Source organism: Polyangium sorediatum, from assembly GCF_029946465.1.
Lineage (GTDB): Bacteria > Myxococcota_A > Polyangia > Polyangiales > Polyangiaceae > Polyangium > Polyangium fumosum.
This window is the reverse complement of sequence record NZ_JARZHI010000099.1, coordinates 1-21,472: the sequence shown is the minus strand read 5'-3', so window position 1 is coordinate 21,472 and position 21,472 is coordinate 1. Positions and strand designations below refer to the sequence as shown.

General features: G+C 70.0%; 20 protein-coding genes. 14 read left to right on the top strand and 6 right to left on the bottom strand.

What is annotated here, in order from left to right:
- Window positions 1-6 precede the first annotated feature (6 nt).
- Together yddG and QHF89_RS45945 are read left to right on the top strand one after the other, a co-directional pair.
- A complete protein-coding gene (yddG, locus tag QHF89_RS45950; RefSeq protein WP_136972777.1) occupies window positions 7-879 on the top strand; it encodes an aromatic amino acid exporter YddG in 873 nt (290 codons plus the stop codon).
- 175 nt (window positions 880-1,054) lie between these two features.
- Complete coding sequence (locus tag QHF89_RS45945; RefSeq protein WP_284721822.1) at window positions 1,055-2,557, top strand: cytochrome B6; 1,503 nt, start codon at window positions 1,055-1,057, stop codon at window positions 2,555-2,557.
- Here the strand turns inward: QHF89_RS45945 and ribA are convergent.
- Complete coding sequence (gene ribA / locus QHF89_RS45940; RefSeq protein WP_136972776.1) at window positions 2,541-3,332, bottom strand: GTP cyclohydrolase II; 792 nt, start codon at window positions 3,330-3,332, stop codon at window positions 2,541-2,543. The two genes, QHF89_RS45945 and ribA, sit on opposite strands and share 17 nt — an antisense overlap.
- A 103-nt stretch (window positions 3,333-3,435) precedes the next feature.
- Here ribA and QHF89_RS45935 point away from each other — a divergent pair, with 103 nt between their 5' ends.
- Entirely contained in the window at window positions 3,436-4,554 is a 1,119-nt protein-coding gene (locus tag QHF89_RS45935) for a penicillin-binding transpeptidase domain-containing protein (protein WP_284721821.1), read from the top strand.
- A 3-nt stretch (window positions 4,555-4,557) separates the two neighbouring features.
- On the opposite strand, the gene QHF89_RS45930 is transcribed toward QHF89_RS45935, so the two are convergent.
- A complete protein-coding gene (locus QHF89_RS45930; RefSeq protein WP_136972775.1) occupies window positions 4,558-5,214 on the bottom strand; it encodes a hypothetical protein in 657 nt (218 codons plus the stop codon).
- 359 nt (window positions 5,215-5,573) lie between these two features.
- Here QHF89_RS45930 and QHF89_RS45925 point away from each other — a divergent pair, with 359 nt between their 5' ends.
- The 6 genes from QHF89_RS45925 (at window position 5,574) to QHF89_RS45900 (ending at window position 12,931) form a co-directional block, all read left to right on the top strand.
- Window positions 5,574-7,145, top strand: coding sequence for a hypothetical protein (locus QHF89_RS45925; RefSeq protein ID WP_136972774.1), 1,572 nt, complete (start codon window positions 5,574-5,576; stop codon window positions 7,143-7,145).
- A 15-nt stretch (window positions 7,146-7,160) separates the two neighbouring features.
- Window positions 7,161-8,342 carry a rhomboid family intramembrane serine protease gene (locus QHF89_RS45920; protein WP_136972773.1) on the top strand — a complete coding sequence of 394 codons (1,182 nt, stop codon included), beginning with the start codon at window positions 7,161-7,163 and terminating at the stop codon, window positions 8,340-8,342.
- Window positions 8,343-8,400: 58 nt separating this feature from the next.
- Window positions 8,401-8,985: a 2-hydroxychromene-2-carboxylate isomerase gene (locus tag QHF89_RS45915; protein WP_136972772.1), complete on the top strand. Its 585-nt coding sequence runs from the start codon at window positions 8,401-8,403 to the stop codon at window positions 8,983-8,985.
- Window positions 8,985-9,944, top strand: coding sequence for an alpha/beta fold hydrolase (locus tag QHF89_RS45910; protein ID WP_136933058.1), 960 nt, complete (start codon window positions 8,985-8,987; stop codon window positions 9,942-9,944). The genes QHF89_RS45915 and QHF89_RS45910 overlap by 1 nt, the downstream gene beginning before the upstream one ends.
- 112 nt (window positions 9,945-10,056) lie before the next feature.
- A complete protein-coding gene (locus QHF89_RS45905) occupies window positions 10,057-10,659 on the top strand; it encodes a hypothetical protein (protein WP_136972771.1) in 603 nt (200 codons plus the stop codon).
- 64 nt (window positions 10,660-10,723) lie between these two features.
- Window positions 10,724-12,931: a gluzincin family metallopeptidase gene (locus tag QHF89_RS45900; RefSeq protein WP_284721820.1), complete on the top strand. Its 2,208-nt coding sequence runs from the start codon at window positions 10,724-10,726 to the stop codon at window positions 12,929-12,931.
- Window positions 12,932-12,940: 9 nt separating this feature from the next.
- On the opposite strand, the gene QHF89_RS45895 is transcribed toward QHF89_RS45900, so the two are convergent.
- A complete protein-coding gene (locus tag QHF89_RS45895) occupies window positions 12,941-13,738 on the bottom strand; it encodes a hypothetical protein (protein WP_284721819.1) in 798 nt (265 codons plus the stop codon).
- A gap of 143 nt (window positions 13,739-13,881) precedes the next feature.
- Between QHF89_RS45895 and QHF89_RS45890 the strand changes: the two genes are divergently transcribed.
- From QHF89_RS45890 to QHF89_RS45880, 3 genes are all read left to right on the top strand, one after another.
- Window positions 13,882-14,187, top strand: a complete 306-nt coding sequence (locus tag QHF89_RS45890; protein ID WP_136972770.1) for an EthD family reductase — start codon at window positions 13,882-13,884, stop codon at window positions 14,185-14,187.
- A gap of 31 nt (window positions 14,188-14,218) precedes the next feature.
- A complete protein-coding gene (locus QHF89_RS45885; protein ID WP_136972769.1) occupies window positions 14,219-14,782 on the top strand; it encodes a DJ-1 family glyoxalase III in 564 nt (187 codons plus the stop codon).
- A gap of 169 nt (window positions 14,783-14,951) precedes the next feature.
- Entirely contained in the window at window positions 14,952-15,215 is a 264-nt protein-coding gene (locus QHF89_RS45880; protein ID WP_136972768.1) for a hypothetical protein, read from the top strand.
- Window positions 15,216-15,241: 26 nt separating this feature from the next.
- On the opposite strand, the gene QHF89_RS45875 is transcribed toward QHF89_RS45880, so the two are convergent.
- A complete protein-coding gene (locus QHF89_RS45875; protein ID WP_284721818.1) occupies window positions 15,242-16,354 on the bottom strand; it encodes a M20/M25/M40 family metallo-hydrolase in 1,113 nt (370 codons plus the stop codon).
- A 168-nt stretch (window positions 16,355-16,522) separates the two neighbouring features.
- The gene (locus QHF89_RS45870; RefSeq protein ID WP_284721817.1) at window positions 16,523-18,676 is read right to left on the bottom strand and encodes an FG-GAP-like repeat-containing protein; all 2,154 of its coding nucleotides are present in this window, start codon (window positions 18,674-18,676) and stop codon (window positions 16,523-16,525) included.
- 251 nt (window positions 18,677-18,927) lie between these two features.
- Here QHF89_RS45870 and QHF89_RS45865 point away from each other — a divergent pair, with 251 nt between their 5' ends.
- On the top strand, window positions 18,928-19,974 hold the full coding sequence (locus QHF89_RS45865) for an alpha/beta hydrolase (RefSeq protein ID WP_284721816.1): 1,047 nt from the start codon (window positions 18,928-18,930) through the stop codon (window positions 19,972-19,974).
- Between the two features lie 420 nt (window positions 19,975-20,394).
- Here the strand turns inward: QHF89_RS45865 and QHF89_RS45860 are convergent, their stop codons facing one another.
- Window positions 20,395-21,153: an RCC1 domain-containing protein gene (locus QHF89_RS45860; RefSeq protein ID WP_284721815.1), complete on the bottom strand. Its 759-nt coding sequence runs from the start codon at window positions 21,151-21,153 to the stop codon at window positions 20,395-20,397.
- 124 nt (window positions 21,154-21,277) lie between these two features.
- On the opposite strand from QHF89_RS45860, the gene QHF89_RS45855 reads away from it, so the two are divergent.
- Window positions 21,278-21,472, top strand: a 195-nt coding sequence (locus QHF89_RS45855) for a hypothetical protein (protein WP_284721814.1), incomplete at its 3' end; no start/stop codon positions are given.

The window sequence follows — 21,472 nt, the reverse complement described above, 5'->3', positions numbered from 1 at the left end:
GATTGCATGACCCCCCGCACCGCCACCGCCGCCGGCTTTTCGGCCGTCCTCCTCTGGTCGCTCCTCGCGCTCTTCACCGCGGCCTCGGGCACCGTCCCGCCCTTCCAGCTCGCCGCCATGACCTTCCTCGTCGGCGGCCTCGTCGGCGTCGTGACGTGGCTCCGTCGGCCCCACGCCATCCGATCCCTCCGCCAACCCCCGCTTGTCTGGGCCCTCGGCACGGGCGGCCTCTTCGGATACCACGCCCTCTACTTTGCGGCTCTGCGATGGGCGCCGCCCGCCGAATCCGGCCTCATCAACTACTTCTGGCCCCTGCTCATCGTGCTGTTTTCGTCGTTCCTGCCCGGCGAGCGGCTCCGCGCGTCCCATCTCCTGGGCGCGCTCCTCGGCTTCGCCGGCATTCTCGTCCTTTTCCTCGGCCGCGGCGCCCTCGACGCCCGGACGGAGTACCTACCGGGGTATGCGTGCGCCTTCGCGGCGGCCTTCGTGTGGTCGGGGTACTCCGTCCTCTCCCGGCGCTTTGGCGAGGTGCCGACCGACGCCGTGGCCGGCTTTTGCCTCGCGACCTCCGCCCTCAGCTTGCTCGGCCACCTCGCCTTCGAAACGACGGTTTGGCCTCAAAACACAACGCAATGGCTCGCGCTCCTCGCGCTCGGCATCGGCCCGGTCGGCATTGCTTTTTATGTGTGGGATATCGGCGTCAAGCGCGGCGACATCCGCCTCCTCGGCGTCGCGTCGTATGCGGCTCCGGTGCTCTCGACCGCCATTTTGGTGCTCGCAGGCCATGCAAAGCCGAGCGTCACGCTCGCCGTCTCGTGCGGGCTCATCGTCGTCGGGGCGCTGGTCGCTACGATCGGAACGAAGCGGTCGACGCGGTAAAGCCCGGGGTCCCGCGCGCGGACCCGTCCCGGTCGTTTCCTTCTGCCTCGTTTTTCTCGAAGATCCCGCGCGTCTTCCCCCTTCCCCCTTCCTCCTCCTTTCCGTTTTTTCTGGCGCTACGCGGGTCCGGCGTGCGGCATCCAAGCCGAACAGTCGAAGTCAGCAGGAGGATTCGATGCGGTTGTCTCATCCTTCCCTTCTCTTGGGGCTCATTTTCGCCGCGGGCGCGGCTTGCTCGGCGGGAATGCCTGGACAAGCCATCGCCGAGCCGCAGGCCGGCCCGAAGCCCGGGGCTGCAGCGGGCGCGGCTTCCCCCGATGCGGCCCTCACGCTCGATCCGCGGCTCGGCTTGCTCGCCCCGGGCGATCGAAAGACGAGCTACGCCCCCGTCGACATCGAGGAGCCCTTCGCGCAGATCATGAAGCGGCTCTCGGCCGAGAAGTCGGGCGTCATGCGCCGCCAGGCGGACCTGCTCGCCGAGCGGTACGACCTCGCCAACCGGAGCTCGAAAGGCGTCACCATGTCCCGCGGAAAGCCGATCCAGACCGGCATCCGCGTCAAACTCCCCGCCGGGGTCACCTGGAGCGCCCTCGCGGGCATGACGCCCGCCGAGATCAAGGACAAAAAACTCTGGCCTGCAGGCTTTTTCCCCCTGCCCCACGCCAAACAGGGCGAGGGCGGGATGGTCTTCCCGAAGATCCACATCACGGAGATCAAGAAGCAGGAGGGCCGTGATCTCGAGCGGTTCGACGTGGAGTTCGACCTGCCCGAGCATTTCATCCCCGAGTTCCCGCCGCCCATCTTCCTCACGACCCGGCCGGAGCTCGGCGACGTCTCGCGCGGGCAGCTCGTCACCACGCAGAACTTCTTCGAGCTCTTCGACGGCATCCTGAACCCGAAGCAGCTCGACGGCCTCCGGCTGCTCGTCTCGCAGTTCCCGCAGCAGCAATTCAACCAGACGAGTGATCGCCGCTCGGCAAAACCCTCCCTCGGCGTCTCGTGCTTCGAATGCCACGCGAACGGCCATTCCAACGCCGGATTCCACCTCGTCGGCGACATCCGCCCGCAATCCCACCGGCGGCGCATCGACACGCCCTCGCTGCGCGGCGTGAATCAGCAGCGCCTCTTCGGCTCGCAGCGCGCGCTCCGCAGCATCGAGGATTTCACGGAGTTCGAGCAGCGCGCCGCGTATTTCGACGGGGATCCCGTCATCGCCCAGAAGAAGGGCGTGCACTTCCTCGATCGCGGCAGCGAGGTGCAGGCCATGGCCGAGTTCCAGGAGCTGCTCGACTTCCCGCCCGCGCCGAAGCTCCGGGTCCTCGACAGGAAGCTCGATCCGAAGCTCGCCACGCCCGAGGAGATGCGCGGGCAGGAGGTCTTTTTCGGCAAGGGGCAATGCGCGAGCTGCCACCCGGCGCCCATTTACTCGGACAACTTCATGCACGATCTGCGGACGGAGCGGTTCTTCCCGCCCACGCTGATCAACGGGCGGCTCGCCATCGCCGACGGGGCCATCAAGACGTTCCCGCTGCGCGGCATCAAGGACTCGCCGCCTTATTTGCACGACGGACGGCTGCTCACGCTCGAAGACACGGTCGAGTTCTTCAACCTCGTCCTCGAGCTCAAGCTCTCCGATCAGGAGAAGAGCGACCTCGTCGCGTTCATGCGGGTCCTGTAGGTTTCCCGCGCGCGTCCGTCTCGGCCGGGTCCTCCTCGGCCGGGCCGTCCATCCCGTCGACCATCACCGGATCACTCTGCTCGGCGAGGTGCGGCTTGCCCTCCATGTCGATGTAGTGGCCGCTGCGCTTCGCCTTCGTTGCGAGGTAAAACTTGTTGTAATCGTTCGGCGGGATCACGTGCGGGATCCGGCCCGCCACCTTCACGCCGTACTGCTCGAGCTGGCTTATCTTGTTCGGGTTGTTCGTGATGAGCCGGACCGACTTCACGACGAGGCTCTGGAGCATGTGCGCCGCCACCGCGTAGTCCCGCTCGTCGTCGCGGAAGCCGAGCGCGAGGTTCGCCTCCACCGTGTCGAGGCCCTGATCCTGCAGGCCGTAGGCCCGGATCTTGTTGATGAGCCCGATCCCGCGGCCTTCCTGCCGCAAATACAGCAAAATGCCGCGCTCCATCGACTGGATGAGCCGCAGGCCTTCGAGGAGCTGATCCCGACAATCGCAGCGGAGCGAGCCCATCACGTCGCCCGTCAGGCACTCCGAGTGCAGGCGCGTGGGCACCTCCTCGGCGCCCATCACGTCGCCGTGCACCATGGCCACGTGTTCCTTCGCGTCGCGGTTGTTCCAGAAGGCGACGATCTGGAAGCGGCCGACCCGCGTCGGCAGATCCGCGACGCCGACCACCCGCACGCAGAGCCCCGCCGGGCCGTAGCCGTCGCATTCGTGGACCCGGTCCCGCTCCACGAGATCGAGCAAGTCCCCACGACCGGCGTTCGTCATCGACCTTTCTCTCCTCCCACCACCCGCCTTGCGACTAGCAGGCCCGGGTGCCGATGCCAAAAATCTTGGCCTACGGGCGCCGTTCGATCGATAGCCCCCCGTGGTGTCCCCGATCCGCGCCCTCCTCGCCCCGGCCGCGCTCGCGTCCGTCCTCCTCGTCGGCTCGCCCGACGCAGAGGCCGCGTCGCTCGGCCTCCACCGCGTCCGTGTCACGTCCGAGGCCGCCTACGGCGCCGTGGGGGGCCAGGCCAAGCCCGTGCGCCTGACGCTCGATCCTCGCCTGCAACGCGAGGCCGAGCGGCTGCTCGCGCGCTCGGGCGCCCCCGAGGCCGCGATCGTCGCCTCGGACGTGCGCACCGGGCGTATCCTCGTCTGGGCGAGCCGCGGCAACCGCGACTTCGTGGCCGAGCCCTACGCCCCGAGCGCGAGCCTCTTCAAGATCGTCACGGCCGCGGCGCTGCTCGACGGCGGCCACGCGAACGAAGGCACGGAGGCGTGCTGGTCGGGCGGCGAGCACGACATCACGGAGGCCGATCTCGACCGGCGCGGCGGCAGCGCCTGCACGCCCTTCGGCGAGGCCCTCGGCAAGAGCATCAACATGGTGTTCGCGCGGATGGCGAAGCGGCACCTCGACCCGGACGATCTGCGGCGCATGGCCTCCGCGCTCGGGTTCGCCGGCGACGTGCCGATCGACGTCCCCGCCCACGCGGGGCGCGTCGAGATCCCGGCCGATCCCTTCGGCATGGCCCGCGCCGCCGCGGGGTTCTGGAACGGAAAGCTCTCGCCGCTCGGCGCGCTCTTCGCGATGCAGACCATCGCCAACGGCGGCGAGCGCGTGCGGCTCGTGCTCAAGGATCCCGGCGTGCCCGTCGCCCGCGTGGTCGAGCGCCGCGCCCTCGATCCGCGCGTCGCGCGCACGCTGAACCGCATGCTCCAGGTCACCACGAAGCGGGGCACGTGCGTCAAAGCGTTCCGCCACGCGGACGGGACACGCGCGCTGCCCGGCATGGCCGTGGCCGCGAAGACGGGCACGCTCGTCGGCAAGAAGCCGGCGCGCATGTTCTCGTGGTTCGCCTCCTTCGCGCCCGCGGACAAGCCCGAGATCGCCGTGGCCGTCATGCTGGCGAACGACATCACCTGGCGGACGAAGGCGAACATCGTCGGCCGCGAGCTGCTCGAAGCCTACTTCGCGGGCAGCCGCGACGAGCGACGCGGGCGCTGAGCTTCAGGCGACCGCGGCGCAGGCGATCGTGAGGGCGAGGAAGTTCGCATTGCACTGCGCCTTCAGCCCGATCGTCGTGGCCGTGGCGAGGCAGAGCGTGTAGCCCGTGAGGGTGTGCCGCAGGCACCGGCGGTATTCCCGCTCGGAGGCGGCGAGCGCGAGCGCGATCGCCTCGGTGGGATCGACGTCGGGCGGCGGGCGGGTGATGCGCTCCCGCCCCGGCTCCTCGCCGCCGCCGCCCACGACGTCCTGGATGGCCTGAAAAAGGCCTGACCCTGCCGCGTTCACGCGCTCCGCGGCGCCGCGAAGCGTCTCGTAATCGGCGGAGGCGGCGCCCTGGAAGTCCGAAAGCGCGTCGTAGAGCTCCTGGGCCGCGCTCTGGATCCCGGAATCCGGGATATCGCTGATGGCGCTCGCGGAAGGCAGGGAGATCGATTTCGCGGCATCCGCCAAGTCGCGCCATTCCTCCCTCGAGGGCTCGGGCTGCGCGACGAGGGAGCTCGGGGCCGACGTCAGCCCGTTGTCGGCGGCATCGGCGCCCGCGAAGCAGCCTTGGCCGGCGAGCAGCATGCCTCCGAGGAGGAGAGGCACGAACGAGAGCGCGGCGCGCCTCGTCTTCGGAGAGAGGTTCGATCGGGATGAACGTGTTCGTTTCGACATGGCGCCCCCCATCCCGCCTTCGTTCGGCGCGCCCGCGGCGCGAGCCCAACGAAGGCGGACCGCAATTTCCGTCGCGCGGACGACCGGTGGACCCTCCACCACGTTCGTCAGGGTGAAGATTGGGCCCGCGGCGTCCCGGTCAATCGGGTCCGCGCCGAGGGCGCCCTGCCGACACGCCGTACCCGGACGAAGTCGCGGGAGGCGCGTCGCGGCGAGAGCCTGTGACATCGTTTACAGATTTGGGCTACGGGGCGCGGCGCGCAGGGGGGTGGCCTCGGGCAAACGATCGTCCAAAAAGGACCACGGTCCCTCTGTCCGGGCATCGTCTCGCGGACGCGGGGGCGCTAGACTCGTGCCGCGTGCACGCAAGTCAACTCCCCCTCTCGCACGAGGCCACGGCCCTCGCCGTCTCCGCCGACGGCAAGCGACTCGCGGCGTCGGCGATCGGCAACGGGCGCACGGTCGTCTACGATCTGCGCGTCGGCCGAGCGCTCTTCCGGTTCGGCGTGGGCGCGACGGGGCTCGCGCTCTCGCCCGACGGCGGGCGCCTCGTCACGGCGTGGTCCGACGACGCGCGTGTGCCGCCGAGCGTAGCCCGTTCCGCCCTCGACGCGCGCGTGGAGGCCGACGAGGCCGTGCACACGGTGCAGGTCTTCGACCTCGTCACGGGTCGATGCTTGACGCCCGAGCCGTGGCGCGGCGAGGCGCCGATCGCGCTCTCGCCCGACGGCAAGTTGCTCGCGGTCACGGCCGATCGCCTCACGAGCGCGGTGCTCGTCTACCGGCTCGCGGATGGAGCGCTCGTGCAGGAGCTCTCGTATCCGCATCGACGGCGGCTTCGCAGCCTCGCCTGGAGCCCCGACGGTCGCCTGCTCACGGCGGCCACGGGCGTGACGCCGGTCGTGCACTGGTCGACGGACGATTTCCGGGACGTGCGGCCCGAGGGCGTGCGCGAGACCGACGCGGCCGTCGCGTTCTCGCCCGATGGAACGCTCGTCGCGGCGGCGGGGCCGGACAGCCGGATCCGCTTGTTCGAGCCGGGCCACGAGGGCGAGCCGCGCGCGGTGCTCGCGGTGAAGAACGGCCTCACCTTGCTGCGCGGCGTCGCGGCGCTCGAGTTCTCGCCGGACGGCGCGCTCGTCACCGCGCTCGGCCGGACCCGCGCGACGCAGGTCTTCAGCGTGCCGCTCGCGCGCCCTCTCTGGACGGCGAGCCCGGGCCCGATGGCGTTCTTGCCGAATGGCAAGACCGTGGCCGCGTGGTGGTGCGGCGCGGTGTGGCTGCGGGACGCCGAGAGCGGGGATCTGCGCGTGTCCCCGGCCGACGACGCGGGCGACGACACGCCCTCCGGCGTGGCTCCGGCGAGCCGCACGGTGACGTTGCGGAGCCGTGAGTTCGAGGGGCGCATCCCGACGCCCCCGCAGACGCTCCGGGTCGTCCCCGAGGCGCCGGGCAGCGCGGAGGTCGCCCTGTCGGGCGCGGCGGCGGCCCTGATCGCGCGCTTGTCGACGGGCTGGGCCGAGTCGAGCTACCGCACCGCGGCGAACCTGCTCGCGCGTGACGCCGACGGCCTCGGCGTGCGTCTGCCGCTACGCGGCGGTTATGCGTACGTGCAGATCCGGACGAGCGCCGATCGGTACCGCCTCCTCGTGACCGTCACCGCGGACGAGCCCGAGCAGGATCCGCCGCCCTCGTCGAGCTTGGTGCGCCTCTCGCGCTGGATCCGCGATCGTCTGAGCGCGGAGGCGCGCCGCGTCGCCGCGGCCGATCGCGAGTGGGCTGCGGAGATCGCGCCGGGCGCGGGCGAGGGCGACGTCCAGATCGAGCGTGGCCCCGGCTCGCTCACCATCACCCTCGCTCACGCGCCCCTGCCCTCGCTCGACGATCTCGAGGCCCTGATCCACGCGGCCGAGCTGAAGCTCGAGCCCTGAGCCCTCCGACGCGCCTTGAAGAAGCCGCCGCCTGTCTCCGAGTTCGTGCGTTTTCCGATCACCGCCGGCGTGGCGATGCTCGCCCTCTTCGTCACGGTGCTCGACGCGTCGGGTCGATCGATCCAGCCGCTCGTGATGAACGTGCGCGCGTTCGAGGGCGAGCCGTGGCGCCTCGTCACGAGCGCCTTGCCGCACGCGAACGCGCTGCACTTGATTTTCAACATCGCCTGGCTCTGGATCCTCGGGACGATGCTCGAGGAGCGCTTCGGAGCGTTCCGTTTGCTCGGCCTCGTGCTCCTCTTCGCCGCGGGATCGGCGGCGGCCGAGTACGCGGCCTTCGTCGGCGGGATCGGCCTGTCCGGCGTGGTCTACGGGCTCTTCGGCCTCGCGTGGGTGCTCGATCGCGCGGACGCGCGCATGCGTGGCACCGTGGATGCGCGCTCGACGCAGCTCTTCATCGGCTGGTTCTTCTTCTGCATCGCGACGACCGTCCTCGACGTCTTGCCCGTCGCGAACGTGGCGCACGGCGTGGGCGCGCTGCTCGGCGTGCTCATGGGGCTCGTGATCACGGGGGGCCTGCGGGTCGCGCGTCGACGCGCCTCGGTGCGCGCCGGAGCGGGGCTCGCGCTCTTGCTCGTCGTCGTGGCCTCGGGCGCGGGTGCAACCGTGCTCCGCCCGCGCGTCAACTTCGCGAAGAACGGAGGCGACGACAGCGCGCGCCTCGCTTACGAGGCGTTCGACGCGGGGAACTTCGACGAGGCCATCTCGCGGTACGAGAAGGCGCTCGAGGTGAGCCCGAAGAGCGCGACCTTCTGGTACAACCTCGGCATCGCGTACGCGCGCAAGGGCAAGCTCGACGACGCGACGCGCGCGTACACGCAGGCCGTCGCGCTCGCGCCCGAGAACACGGGCATGAAGCGCACGCTCATCGACACGAAGCGCTCCCGCGCCGACGCGGCGCAGGCGGACGGCAAGCACGACGAAGCCATACGCCTCTACGAAGAGGTGCTCGCGTTCGACGGCGACGACGCGTTCTCGCTCTACAGCCTGAGCCGCACCTACGAAGAGCTCGGCCGTCACGAGGAGGCCGGGCGGCTCCGCGCGCGCGCCGTGGCCCTCCACGTGGACCCTGGCGGCGGCCCTGCGGAGCCGTCCTTCGACGTCGACGCGGGGATCGAACGCGACGCGGGCCCGTGAACGCCCTTCTCTGCGCGATTCATCGCCCCTACACTCGTCGTTTCCCGGAGGCCGCCCCTTGAAGACCGTCGACTTCTTTTTCGACTTCTCGTCCCCGTACAGCTACCTCGCCGCCACGCAGCTCCCGGCCCTCGCGGCGCGCGCTGGCGCGACGATCGCGTACCGCCCCTTCGTGCTCTTCGCCGTGTTCAAGGCCGCGGGCAACGACATGCCGGCCAAGATCCCCACGAAGGGCGCGTACCTCTTCAAGGACCTCGATCGCTGGGCGCGGCACTACGGCGTGCCCTTCCGCTTCTCCAGCCACTTCCCCTCGAACACGATCAAGGCCATGCGCATGGTCCACGTCGCCGCGGATCAAGGCAAAGCCGAGGCGTTCTCGCAGGCCGCCTTCCGCGCCATGTGGGCGGAGGATCGGGACATCGCGAGCCCCGAGACGCTCGCCGAGCTCGCGCGCGGCGTGGGCCTCGACGCCGAGGCCGCGCTCGCCGCGATCGAGACGCCCGCGATCAAGGATCGGCTCCGCGCGGACACCGACGAGGCCATCACGCGCGGCGCGTTCGGCGCGCCTGCGATGTTCGTCGGGGACGAGCTCTTCTGGGGCAACGATCGGCTCCACTTCGTCGAGGAAGCGCTGAAAGGCTGATGGCGCTCCGACCCTTCGAACGGCTCCCCTACGAGGCGCTCCCCGCGCTGCCGCGCATCCCGCACGGCTACCACCGCGCCGAGGCGCGCCGCGTGCAGGTGTCTTCCCGCATCTTCGGCGACGTCGGCGTGCACGTCCGTGTCGTGGGCTCGGGCCCGCCGCTCCTGCTCGTGCACGGGCTCATGACGTCGAGTTACTCGTTCCGGTACGTGCTCGAGCCCCTCGGCCGGTTCTTCCGCGTCTTCGCGCCCGATCTGCCCGGCGCCGGCCGCTCCGACAAACCGACACGGGCGGACTTTTCGCCGCGGAGCTTTGGCACGTTCCTCGCCGAGCTCCAGCAGGCGCTCGGCATCCGCGGGTGCGCCGTCATGGGCAACTCGCTCGGCGGGTACGTGGCGATGCACCTCGCCTTGGAGGATCCGGCGGCCGTCTCGCGCCTCGTCGTGAACCACGCGCCGGGCACGCCGGAGCCGCGGTACGTGGCGCTGCGGGCGATGCTCTCGACGGGCGCGGGCCGCGCGCTCCTTCGTTACCTCGTGCAGCGCGACCCGCGCCGCTGGGTGTACCGGAACGTCCATTACCACGACGAACGGCTCAAATCGCGCGAGGAGCTCGACGAGTACGGCGCGCCGCTCGCCACGGACGCGGGGCTCGCGTGTTTCACGAAATCGCTGCACGAGACGCTCGCGCCTGCGGGCTTCCATGCCTTCGTCGACGAGCTCGGCCGCGCGCCCTTCCCCGTGCCGCTGCTCTTCGTGTACGCCCGGAAGGATCCGGTGGTCTCGCCCCGCGTGGGGGAAGCCCTCCACCGCCTCGCGCGGGGCTCCGAGCTTCGATACCTCGAAGGCACGTCGCATTTCTCCCACGTCGACTCGCCCGATCGGATGGTCGAGACCATCCTGCCCTTCCTCCGCGCCGCCGAGGACCCCGAGCGCGCGGGCGCCTCGCTCGGCGGCTGACGGCCGCCCTTCCCGCCGGGCCTGCGCAGGCTCTCCGCGCGCAAAACCGTGTACGCTCCGCCCTGCGCTTCGTTTGCGCACCAACCATCGGAAGGTGAAGGGAGGCATGCGGATGAAATCGTCGTGGTCTTTTTGGGGGTTCGTGCTGGCGAGCGTGTCGCTCGGGGTCATCGGCTGCGGCAGTGAGGTGAATGGCGGCGGCGCGGGCGGCTCCGGGGGCTCCGGCGCGGGCAGCACCGCATCGAGCGGCGGCTCCGGGGGCACGGGGGGCACGGGCGGAGGCATGGGCACGGGCGGCGCCGGGGGTGCGGGCGGCGGCATGATGGCCGGCTCGGGCGGCGGCATGATGGCCGGCTCGGGCGGCGCGGGCGGAGGCACTTACGCGAGCTGCGAGGAATGCACGGCTGACACGGGCGCGCCCGCGAACGAGTGCCAGGCCGAGTTCGACGCCTGCATGGCTTGGAAGACCTGCGTCAGCATCTACTACTGCCAGCATTCCAGCACCCCGAACGGCCCGGGCCCTTGCGACACCACCCAGGCCGGGGCCTGTTGCACATGGTTTTGCCAGGAGGCGGGCCTCGACATGGAGGGGATCACGCGCTTCCGGGCGCTCGATCAATGCATCCATTGCAAGACCTGTACGGGCCTCTGCGAAACCGCGGACACCTACTGCCCCGTCTTCGAACCGGGCGGCAGCTCGGCTTGTATTCCCTGACCTGACCCGACCGGCGACGAACGCCGGTTGACGCCGCCGTCGACCTCTGGTCTGGAGCGTACGCATGCGCTCCGCCCTCGCTCACCTCGCCCCGCTCGTCCTCCTCGCCGGTTGCGGAGGTGAACCCCCGAGGCCCGCGGCGCCCCCGCCGTGCGCCCCCGAGCCGCCGGCCGCCGTCGCAAAACCTTCGTCCGAGCCCGCGGCCGTCGCCGCCTCGGCCGCGGCGCCGACGGTCGTCGCGGGCCTCACCGCCCTCGAAACGGAGCTCGTCGGCAAGCACGGCGAGGCGCAGAGGCCCCGGATCAAGCGGGGCCTCGCGCAGGTCGCGTCCCTCTGGCGCGCGGAGGACGGGGAGTTCGCCGCGTTCGTGCGCGAGCAGTTCCTCTCGGATCCGGCCGCGGTCGACGCCACGTTCGCCCGGCTCGAAGGCTTGATGGAGCAGCTCGAAGGGCACCTGCACGAGATGGGGCGCGCGCTGCGTTTCCCCACGGACACCGACACCGGGCCGCTCTTTCCGGTCGATCCGCTGCTCGCGGGCTACGAGCCCGCGGCGCACCTCTACGAGGATCTGTTCAAGTCCCGGATCGCGTTCGTCGCATTGCTCAATTTCCCGCTCTCGGATCTCGCCACGAAAAACGCCGAGGGCGAAAGCTGGAGCCGGCGCCGCTGGGCCGAGGAGCGGCTCACGGGGCGCTTCGCGGTCCGCATTCCCGGCGAGATTGCCCAGGACATCGCGCGCGCGAACACCGAGGGGGATCTTTACATCTCCGATTACAACATCTGGATGCACCACCTCGTGAACGAGAAGGGGGTTGGGGCGCAGGGCGCCGAACGGCGACCCGGAGCCCCAAGCGGCGAACCGAGCGAGCGGCTCTTCCCGGCGGGGCTCCGGCTCATCAGCCACTGGAACCTGCGCGACGAGCTCAAGGCGGATTACGGCGATCCGCGGGGCCTCGAAAAGCAGCGTACGATCGTGCAGGTGATGGAGCGGATCGTCACGCAGACGATCCCGGCCGCGGTCATCGACGACCCGCGGGTCGACTGGAACCCGTTCACGAACGAGGTCCGCCTCGCGCCTGCCGCGGACGTCGAGCCCTCCGCGCCGAAGCGCGCGCCGATCACGACGGCGTCGGCGAGCCCCGAGCCCTACGTGCGGTATCAAAAGCTCCTCGCCTCGTTCCGCGCCTCCCGGCGGGCCGACCCGTATTCGCCGATCGCGAACACCGCGATCAAGCGTCGCTTCGAGCTCGGCCGCGAGATCGGCGAGGACCGCGTGCGCGCGCTCTTCCTCGAAATCCTCGGTTCGGGCACGATCCCGAAGGTCGCCGCCGAGATCGAGCGCCGGCTCGGCCGCAAGCTCGGGCCGCAGGATCTCTGGTATGCTGGCTTCAAGGCGCGCGGCGGCAAGACGGAGGCCGAGCTCGACGCGATCACGCGCAAAAAATATCCCGACGCGAAGGCGTTCGCGGCCGACATCCCGCGGATCCTCGTGGCGCTTGGTTTTCCGAAGGATCACGCGAAGACGATCGCCGAGCGGATCGTGGTGGATCCCTCGCGCGGCGCCGGACACGCGATGGAGCCGCGGCGCCGCGGGGACAAGGCGCGCCTCCGGACGCGTATCGAGAAGGACGGGATGAACTACAAGGGATACAACATCGCCGTCCACGAGCTCGGGCACAACGTCGAGCAGGTCTTGTCGCTCTACGACGTCGACCACACGTTGCTCGCGGGCGTGCCGAACAACGCGTTCACCGAGGCACTCGCCTTCACGTTCCAGGCGCGGGACCTGGAGCTCCTCGGACTCCAGAAGACGACGGCCGAGTCCGAGCGGGATCGGGTGCTCGGCGAGCTGTGGGCGGCGTGGGAGATCGCGGGCGTCGCGCTCGTCGAGACGGACGTCTGGCACTGGCTCTACGAGCACCCGGACGCGACGGCCGAGGAGCTCGGCAAGGCCACGGTCACGATCGCGAAGAAATACTGGAACCAGTACTACGCGCCGCACCTCGGGTCGCCGGATTCGGCGTTGCTGGCGATTTATTCACACGCGATCTCGACGCCGCTCTACTTGCCGGATTATCCGCTCGGGCACCTCATTGCGTTCCAGATCGAGGAGCACGTGCGGAAGCAAGGCAAGCTCGGTCCGGAGTTCGAGCGGATGGCGAAATATGGATCGGTCCTGCCGGACCTGTGGATGAAACACGCGGCGGGGGAGGCGATCAGCGCGGGGCCCTTGCTCCGCGCGGCGGAGAAGGCGCTCGGGGGGAAGCCGTAACGGCCTCGGTCAGGGCGTGGGAGGCGGTAGGATGCCGACGGCGTCGATTTCGTTGTAGCCGGACACGGCCTCGGAGGCGAGGTCGATGCGCACGGAGGAGATCTTTGCGCAGGTCAGGGTCGGCACCGAGAGGATGTGCGCGCAGGCCCCGATCGACTTGGGCGCTGGATTGTCGTAAATCACCTTGGCGCCTTCGCTGGTGGTGATCGTGACTTTCTTCACGGCGCCCGGGTTGAACGTCTCGTAGATCCAGACGGCTTCGCCCGTCACGGGCGTCGAGAACCCAACGGTTAAGAACTCGCCGGCTTTGTCTTCGGTCTCCGTGGCCCAAGCCTTGGACTCGTCGCCGGCATCAGGATAGACATTCGGCGCGCCGAGGGCCTGGGACGCGGAATACCCCCCTGCGGGGGAGTATTCGGACGAGACGGCGACCTCCTGGTCGGCCCACACCACGCCGGCCGGCGCCTCGATCACGTTCACCAGATTGGTCACGTTGATGCAACGCTTCGTGTCGTCGACCTCGTCGACGACCTCGCCGTCGTTGCAGAGCGCCATGTTGCCGCCCGTGCCGCTGCTGCTGCTGCTGGTCATGCCACCGGTGCCGCCCTGCCCGCCGGTGCCGCCCTGCCCGCCGGTGCCGCCCTGCCCGCCGGTGCCGCCGGTGCCGCCGGACGCGCCGCTGCCGCCGCTGCCAGCGGTGCCGCCGGTGCCGCCGGAACCACCGGTGTCGTCGCCGCAACCCGCGAAGCAAGCAAGCATCACGAACATCGGGGCCACGATCGAGATTCGTCGCAGATGAAAATTCATTCTATTTTCTCCTTCCACTGAGAGTGCCCTCACAGGGAAGTCCCGAACGTATCCGGCCGGACGGACTCATGTCAACGCATCGCAACCGCCGCGCGCCGCCCTCGTCCGTGGTATGAATTCTGACCACCCGAGGAGGCCGCCGTATGTACCGCGTCACCATCCTGTACCCGCACGAAGAGGGCAAGCGCTTCGACCTCGACTACTACGTGCACAAGCACATGCCGATGGTGACGTCCTTGCTCGGGCCGTTCGGCCTGAAGAGCGCGGAGGTCGCCGAGGGCCTCCCCCGCAATGGCGCGCCCCCTCCCTTCGTCGTCATGGCGTCCATGACGTTCGACGCGATCGAGGATTTTCAGCGCGGCATGGCCCAGCACGGCCGCGAGATCAACGCGGACTTGCCCCATTACACGGAGTTGAAGCCCACCGTGCAAATCAGCCGGATCCGCTGACGCGCGGCCCCCCGTGACCCATTCTCGAACCATGAACCCGAACCAAGGCCGCGCCCTCGTCCTCCTCGCCGAAGGGGCTGAGGAAATGGAAGCCACCATCAGCGTCGACGTCCTCCGCCGCGCCTCGGTCGAGGTCGTCCTGGCCGGGATCGACGGCGTATCGCCGGTCCGTTGCAGCCGCGGCGTTCGTATCGTGCCCGACGTGGCCCTCGCCGACGTGACGGGCTCGTTCGACGTCGTGGTTTTGCCCGGTGGCAAGGGCGGCGCCGATCGGCTCGCCGCCTCGCCCGAGGTGGGCGTGCTCCTCCGCGCGCAGGCGGAAGCCGGCCGCCTGGTCGCCGCCATTTGCGCGGCGCCGATCGCGCTCGCAGCGCATGGCGTGTTCGCGGGGCGCCGCATGACGTGCCATCCCTCCGTGCGCGAGATCGTCGCGCGGCACGGCAAACACGAGGGAGACGCCGTCGTCATCGATGGGTCTCTCGTGACGAGCCAGGGCCCGGGGACAACCTTCTTGTTTGCCCTCACCCTCGTCGAGATGCTCTGCGGCGTGACCACCCGCGACGAGATCCGCGCGCCGATGATGCTCTTTTCGTGACGCATTGAGCCACGACCCACATCGTCAAGAAATGTGTAGCAAAGGCCGGCGGAACGACGTAGAGTGGACGTTCCCCGCACAATGCCCCCGATCACGCCTGATCGGGGTTGGGCGGCGTCCTATTCGTGGCGCGCGTGTGCTCTCCCCGCGCGACGGGAGGGGTGTTTCCATGGGCTTTCCGCACGGCGAACTCGTTGTCCTCGGCACCGTGGTCCTCGCAGGAATCGCGGGGAAGTTGTGGCTCTCGGGCCGCAAAGACGCGGAGACGTCCGAGGAAGCCACGAGCCTGCGGCGCTCGGCCCGGCCCGGGGTTTCTCCTGCGGCGGAGGCGCGCGGGCAAGACGAGGACGTCGAGGAGCCCGTCCCCGAGAGCGGGATCCGCCTCAAGCAGGGCGCCCGCGTGCGTCGCGTCGATTTTCGGAAAGGCGGCTGAGCTGCCGCGTCACGTCGAGCGTCACGTCAATCAACGCGGGGGGCGCCGCCCCCCACACCCCCGGACGCGCGCGCGATCACCTGGCTGAAGACTTCCACCGCCCATTCGAGATCACTCTTCATCACGAATTCGTCCGGGGCATGCGCCTGCGCGATGTCGCCGGGACCGATCACCACGGAATCGATGCCTGCGCTGGAGAAAAGCGCGGCCTCGGTCCAGAACGGGAGCGTCGACTCGGCGCGGGGGAGCGAGCCGAGGAGCGCGCGGAACGGCGCCACGTCGCGGGTCTCGAAGGGCGACATCGAGATCACCGTCCGCGTCTCGATCCCCTCGCCCGCCGCGCGCGCGCTCGCCGCGAGCTCAGCCTCGAAGGCTGCCGCGTCGAACCCGGGCGGCGGCCGCACCGAGAACGTGAGCGAGGCCCGGTGCGGCACCACGTTGAACGCGACGCCCCCCTCGATGGAGGCCACGTTCATGCAGAGCCCCTTCATGTCGGCGGGCCCCCGATCGAGCCAGCGCCGCCCGAGCTCGTCGAGCCCGACCGCGAGCCGGGCCATCGTGACGACCGGCTTCGGCATGTGATCGGCGCCCGACGAGTGGCCCCCGCGCCCGAGCACCTCGGCCGCGAGCGCCACGCAGCCGCGGTGCCGCACGCCCACCGTGCGCCCCGTCGGCTCGCAGACCACAGCGCGCTTCACGACTTGGGCCCACGGGCTCGCCAGGAAATGCCGGATGCACGTGCCCGTCCGCTCCTCGTCGCCGGAGAAGACCACGCCCACGTTGCGCGGCTTCTTGCCTTCGAGCGCGACGAGCGTCGCGGCGATCGCGCCCTTCGTGTCCGCCGCGCCGAGCCCGATCACGCGATCGGCCGTGACCACGCCTTCCCACGGATCCACGGTCCATCCGCTGTTCGCGGGCACCGTGTCGACGTGCGCGTTGATGATCGTGTGCGGCTCGCCCCAGCGTGCGGCCACGTACGCGCCCGTGCCTTCGGCGCGCGGCACCTCGACGACGCTGACCTCGTCCGCGCCGAGCTCGGCGAGCGCGCGGGAGAGCATGCGGCAGATCGACGGCTCGTCGCCCCCGGGGTTGTCGGTGCGGTGTCGGATGAGCTCGGCGAGCAGGGCGGCGGGGTCCATGGCCGAGCATCCTACCATCCCCGCACTCCCTTCCAAGTCGAAGCGCTCGAACGAGCGGAGCCACGGCAAGCTCGGCCTCGCCCGCAGGGGCCTGGGCGTTCGGATCGGCGTGCGGACGGTCACTTCATGACGCAGGCGAAAGCGCGACGCGAGCGCCGCCGCGCCGGTTCATGGGCAGAGCGCCGGGAGCGTGAGCGTGTTGTTGTTCTCCACGCATTCACTCGCGAGGGCGTTGCCGGCGCCATCCTCGTCGACCGAGAGCACGAGGCTCACGAACCCCGCGGCCGCGGCGGCGTCGAGGGTCGATTCCAAGGGTTTTGAGGACCAACCCGGCGCGAGCGGCTCGTCGAGCGTTCCGGACGCGAGCAAGGTCCTCGTCCCGTCTTGCGCCACGCCTTGAATCGCCCAGGAGAGCCCCACCGGCGCGGCGCCGGCGCCTCGGTTTTCCACGCGGAACACGAGCCTGCCCGACGCGGGGCACCCCTCGCTGCAGCTCGCGAAGACGACGGGCACGAGGTCCGGCGCGACGAGCGCGCCGAGCGCGCTGAAGCCGCCCTCGCGGAACGAGTTGCGCCCGAACCAGTGGGGCATCTCCTTCGCGGGGATCCGCAGATCGTCCTCCACGTTCGTGATGTGGTAGGCGTGCTGGTTCCAGACGGGCCGGCCCGTGGCCCAGTCGTTGCCGGCGCCCGACAGCACGGTGATGCCCGTCCACGGCCCGGCGAAATACCCGTTGTTGGACGCGAGGACGATGTCCGCGTGCCCGTCGGCGTCGACGTCGGCCATCACGGGATACTCGTGATACGTCGCGCTCACATGCTCGGGCATCTGCGCGACGACGGCGCCCGTGGATCCATCGAAGATCCACAAGGTCTGCTCGTCCGCGTACACCACCTCCGCCTTCTTGTCGCCATTGAAATCGAAGACGGACGAGCCCGTGACGAACGAGGTATTGTCCTGGATCGGCGCCGTCCAGAGGACCCCGTCCGCCTCCTCCGGGTCCAGCACCGCGTACACCGTGCTCGCGGCGACGCCGATCTCGGGCTTCCCATCCCCGTCGAAATCGGCGACGGTCGGCGGGCCGCCGTAGGCGCCGAGCACCCCGGCGCGGCTCCATAACGTGGAACCGTCGCCCGGATGCAGGATGGACACCGTGCCGGCATGAATGACGACGATCTCGGGCATGGTTGGATCCGCGCCCGGGATGTCGAAGTTGGCCACGGCCGCATGTCCGCCCGGCCCGGTCCACAACGTCGACCCGTCGAGCCGGCTCACGCCCGCGCCGCTCACGATTTCCATCGTCCCGTCCTGATCCAGATCGACGAAAAACGACGTGGGGCTGTGGAAGTCGAGGGCCCCGAAATACCAGTCGTGCGCGAGGGCCGTCGTCACCTTCACCTGCCCGTCGCTGGTGCAGACGGTGCTCCCCGCCAGGATCTCGGCGTTCCCCGTCCCGTCGGCGTCGGCGATGGCGGGATATGCATACGCGCCGACGCCCGCGGGGCAACTCCAGAGGGGCGTCCCTTGGTGGTCGAAGGCGAGCAGATGGCCCCCCTTGTCGATCGTGTACACCTCGGGCGAGCCGTTTCGATCCGCGTCGCCGATGGCCACCCCCGCGGCGCCCCGCGGGCCGGGCGCGCTCCAGAGCTCCGCGCCGTCCTTGCCCGAGATTGCGCGAAGGTATCCATCGCCGAACCATCCCGTGGAGCCCGTATACGTGGTGAACACGATGTCGGGGATGTCCTTCGCGTCGATCTGGCCATCGCCGTTGTCGTCGTCGAGGTTTCCGACGACCGGCGTCACGATGACCTGGTTGTACGCGGGGGCGACGGCGAATGTATCCTTGCGCCATTTCACGACGGGATTGAGCTCGCCTGGCGGAGCCGTGAACTGACACGCCGCGTCCGACGTGACGCTCTCCGCAGGCGGAGGGTCGCTGCAGAAATCGGCCATCGCGCCGCCGGCACCACCCATGCCGCCCATGCCACCGGCGCCGCCCATGCCGCCGGCGCCGCCCATGCCACCGGCGCCACCCATGCCACCGGCGCCGCCCATACCGCCGGCACCGCCCATACCGCCGGCGCCACCCATGCCGCCGGCACCACCCATACCGCCGGCACCGCCCATACCGCCGACGCCGCCCATACCGCCGACGCCGCCCATACCGCCGACGCCGCCCATACCGCCGGCCGCGCTACCCGTCGTGTGCGTCGTGTCGTCGGTGCCGCCGCATGCGACCGCGGCCGTCAGCGTGAACAGCGCCATATACTTCGCCGCGACGAACGACGCTCCGACCCTTCGTGCAAGATGAATGCTCGTCACCCGTATCCTCCTCACGTGGCATGCCGACTCTACACGATTCGGCGGGGCCGTGACGTGCGCATCGACCACAATTTGCTTCATGCCTACTCGACCTTCGACAAATCGACTATTCTCTTGGTCTCATGGTGCGAGCCCGGATCGCACGCGCCCGCGCGCGGAGGCCCCGATCCAGCCCGCCGCGTCGCCGTTTGATCCGTTCGCGGTGCTCGTCCGTAGCGGGGAGCCATCTTTCTGACCCTCAGGAGCTCGTCATGCGCATTCTCGTCCTCCTCTTCTCCCTGGTCCTGCTGATTGCCGCGCCGGCCTCAGCGCTCGCCGCCCCCTCGGTGGCCGTACGGCCCGTCTCCTTCACCGTCACGAATCCACTGGAGCTCGGTGCACTCCGGACGGTGCGGGGCTCGTTGTATCTCCCCGCCAATAACACCCAGTGTCGGAAATCGGTGATGCTCCTCATCCCGGGGCTCTCGTACGGCGCCTGGGCGTGGGACTTCCCATTCGAACCCGACACCTATTCGGTCGCGCGTGCCCTGGCGTCCCAAGGCTTCCCGGCGATCGCCATCGACAAGCTGGGTTATGGTGCGTCGGATCACCCGAACGGCTACACCCTCACGGTGGAGTCCTACGCGGCGATGACGTCGCAGATTGTGACGCAGCTCCGGACCGGCCTGTACCAGACGCCCTTGCCTTCCTTGCCCCTGGCGTTCTCGCGGGTGGGGCTCATGGGCCATTCAGCAGGCACCGAGATCGCCGAGCTGACAGCAGCCCTCTTCGGGGGTGTCGACGTGCTCATCGCCACCGGGTACACGCACGTCCCCACGCCGCGCATCTTGACGGACTTCACCACCGGCGACAGCGTGCGCGCCGCGCTGTCCGACCATGTGTACTTCGGCGGGACGGTCGAACAGCGGACCGAGTACATGTACAATCTCGCCGCCGCCGATCCGGCCGTGGTGGCCCTCGATACGGCGATGGCCGAGCTCACGCCCTCGGGCGAGATCCTCACCATCAGCTCCCAGCCCTCGCGCCTGGTGATGCCCCTCATCACCGCGCCTGTGCTGCTGGTGCTCGCGGAGCAGGACATTCTTTTCCCCCCGAGCCTTTTGGGGGTGCCCGTGGGCGAGCTGGAGCTGGCCCTCTTCACGTTGTCGTCGGACAAGGCGCTCCACGTCGTCCCCGGCGCCGGGCATTCGTTCATGCTTCACACGAACGCGCCGGAGACGAACGCGGTCATCGTCGACTGGCTCTCCGAGCGCGTCCCGGCTTGCCAGGCGTCCGTCGGCCTCCCGCTGTTGTTCTGAGAGGGTGTTCACCCACCCCACCCCTCCCTCTCCGCCGTGCGGCTGAGCATGGGTCTCATCGCAAGCTGCCGCGCCGGGGCGCTGCCCCGGGCCCCGCGGGGGCTGTTCGCCCCTCGACCCGAACCAGGGCCAGCCCTGGACCTTTTGGGGAAGAACTGCGCATCGCGCAGTTCTTCCCACAGGCCGTTCGTTGCCGGCGGAACCGTCAGCGCTGCCGTCTTGGCTGGCGGGGTCGCTCGTGGTCTTGACTCGGCCCGTTCGATGAACTGCGCGATGCGCAGTTCATCGACCCTGGGTCCAGCGCCTCGCTGGTCCGGGTCCCGGGGCGGATAGCCCCGGGTGGGGCCTGGGGCAACGCCCCAGCGAGGCGGCTTGCGATGAGACTCAGCCCTCTGCGACGGCGCGCTTCGGCGGGACCCGTCACCTGCTCCGGCAACGCAGCGCGCCTGCCGGGTCTACGATGCAGAGCGTGGAAGCCGACGCTGCGAGATCACGCACGGCGACGCCGTCGAGTGGGCCGCCGGGAATCCGGTGCACATGGCCGAAGCAGGTCGCCTTGCCGCCGGCGAGCGCGCAGTAGTAGGCATTTCCCGGGACGAGGCGCTCCACCGGATCGAGCGCCGGGGGGGCGAACGTCCGCAGGGACTCCGCCAACGTCGAGATGCAGCGGATTTTGCCAGCCTCGACGCCGCAGGCGATAAACCCGTCGGACACGATGGACGAAAAGTGGCCCGGCACCCGTTCCACGATCCGGGAGAAGTCCGCGCCGATTTCGCTCTGTACCGCGGCCCCGGCTGACGTCACCGCCCAGGGGAAGCCCTGGATGTCCACGGCCACGAACGAGCCCGAGGCGCGTACCACCCGGCGGTCCGGCTTGGGCGTGCCGTGCCGCTCCAGGCAGAAGAGCGTGCCGCCCTCGGTGAGGGCGCAGGCATGGGTCATGCGGACCGACACTGTGGCGATCTTCTCGCTCGCGAGCTTGGTGGCGAAGTCCCGGATCTGGCGGCTATCCCCCCAGCACGCGAGGTGACCGTCGAGGCGGACGCCGCAGCCGTGGTAGAAGCTGCCCGAGATCATGCGGAAGGGGCCCTTCGGCAGCGTGATGCGCCCCCACTCCACGAGGTACCCGAACGAAACGCTGGAGCCCACGTCGTCGTCGCTGTCGGGGCCCAGGGCCACGTCGGCGGGCCGTGCTGGCAACCGGGGTGTGGACGTCCAGCACGAGAGCTCGCCGTTCTCGCGGAGCCCGCACCCATTCGGGCGCCCCAACGCTATCACCACACGCTGAAAGCGCCCTGGCATCATGGGCCGATCGAACGTGACCGGGCCGGGCGAGAGCTCGACGGTCAGCGGGCCCTCGTCATCGACGCTCGGCTCGACGGCGACGGCGGGCGGGGTCGCGGCCGGGGAGGCGCTCGGCGCTGCGGTCGCCACGGGCGCCGCGCTGCTCGACGCCGGGGCCGCCGCGCTGCTCGACGCCGGAGCCGCCGCGCTGCTC

Bases quoted from the DNA above. Each gene is read 5' to 3' on its own strand.
- yddG (WP_136972777.1), top strand. From the start codon at position 7: ATGACCCCCCGCACCGCCACCGCCGCCGGCTTTTCGGCCGTCCTCCTC.
- QHF89_RS45945 (WP_284721822.1), top strand. From the start codon at position 1,055: ATGCGGTTGTCTCATCCTTCCCTTCTCTTGGGGCTCATTTTCGCCGCG.
- ribA (WP_136972776.1), bottom strand. From the start codon at position 3,332: ATGACGAACGCCGGTCGTGGGGACTTGCTCGATCTCGTGGAGCGGGAC.
- QHF89_RS45930 (WP_136972775.1), bottom strand. From the start codon at position 5,214: ATGTCGAAACGAACACGTTCATCCCGATCGAACCTCTCTCCGAAGACG.
- QHF89_RS45910 (WP_136933058.1), top strand. From the start codon at position 8,985: ATGGCGCTCCGACCCTTCGAACGGCTCCCCTACGAGGCGCTCCCCGCG.
- QHF89_RS45905 (WP_136972771.1), top strand. From the start codon at position 10,057: ATGAAATCGTCGTGGTCTTTTTGGGGGTTCGTGCTGGCGAGCGTGTCG.
- QHF89_RS45900 (WP_284721820.1), top strand. From the start codon at position 10,724: ATGCGCTCCGCCCTCGCTCACCTCGCCCCGCTCGTCCTCCTCGCCGGT.
- QHF89_RS45895 (WP_284721819.1), bottom strand. From the start codon at position 13,738: ATGAATTTTCATCTGCGACGAATCTCGATCGTGGCCCCGATGTTCGTG.
- QHF89_RS45890 (WP_136972770.1), top strand. From the start codon at position 13,882: ATGTACCGCGTCACCATCCTGTACCCGCACGAAGAGGGCAAGCGCTTC.
- QHF89_RS45885 (WP_136972769.1), top strand. From the start codon at position 14,219: ATGAACCCGAACCAAGGCCGCGCCCTCGTCCTCCTCGCCGAAGGGGCT.
- QHF89_RS45880 (WP_136972768.1), top strand. From the start codon at position 14,952: ATGGGCTTTCCGCACGGCGAACTCGTTGTCCTCGGCACCGTGGTCCTC.
- QHF89_RS45875 (WP_284721818.1), bottom strand. From the start codon at position 16,354: ATGGACCCCGCCGCCCTGCTCGCCGAGCTCATCCGACACCGCACCGAC.
- QHF89_RS45865 (WP_284721816.1), top strand. From the start codon at position 18,928: ATGCGCATTCTCGTCCTCCTCTTCTCCCTGGTCCTGCTGATTGCCGCG.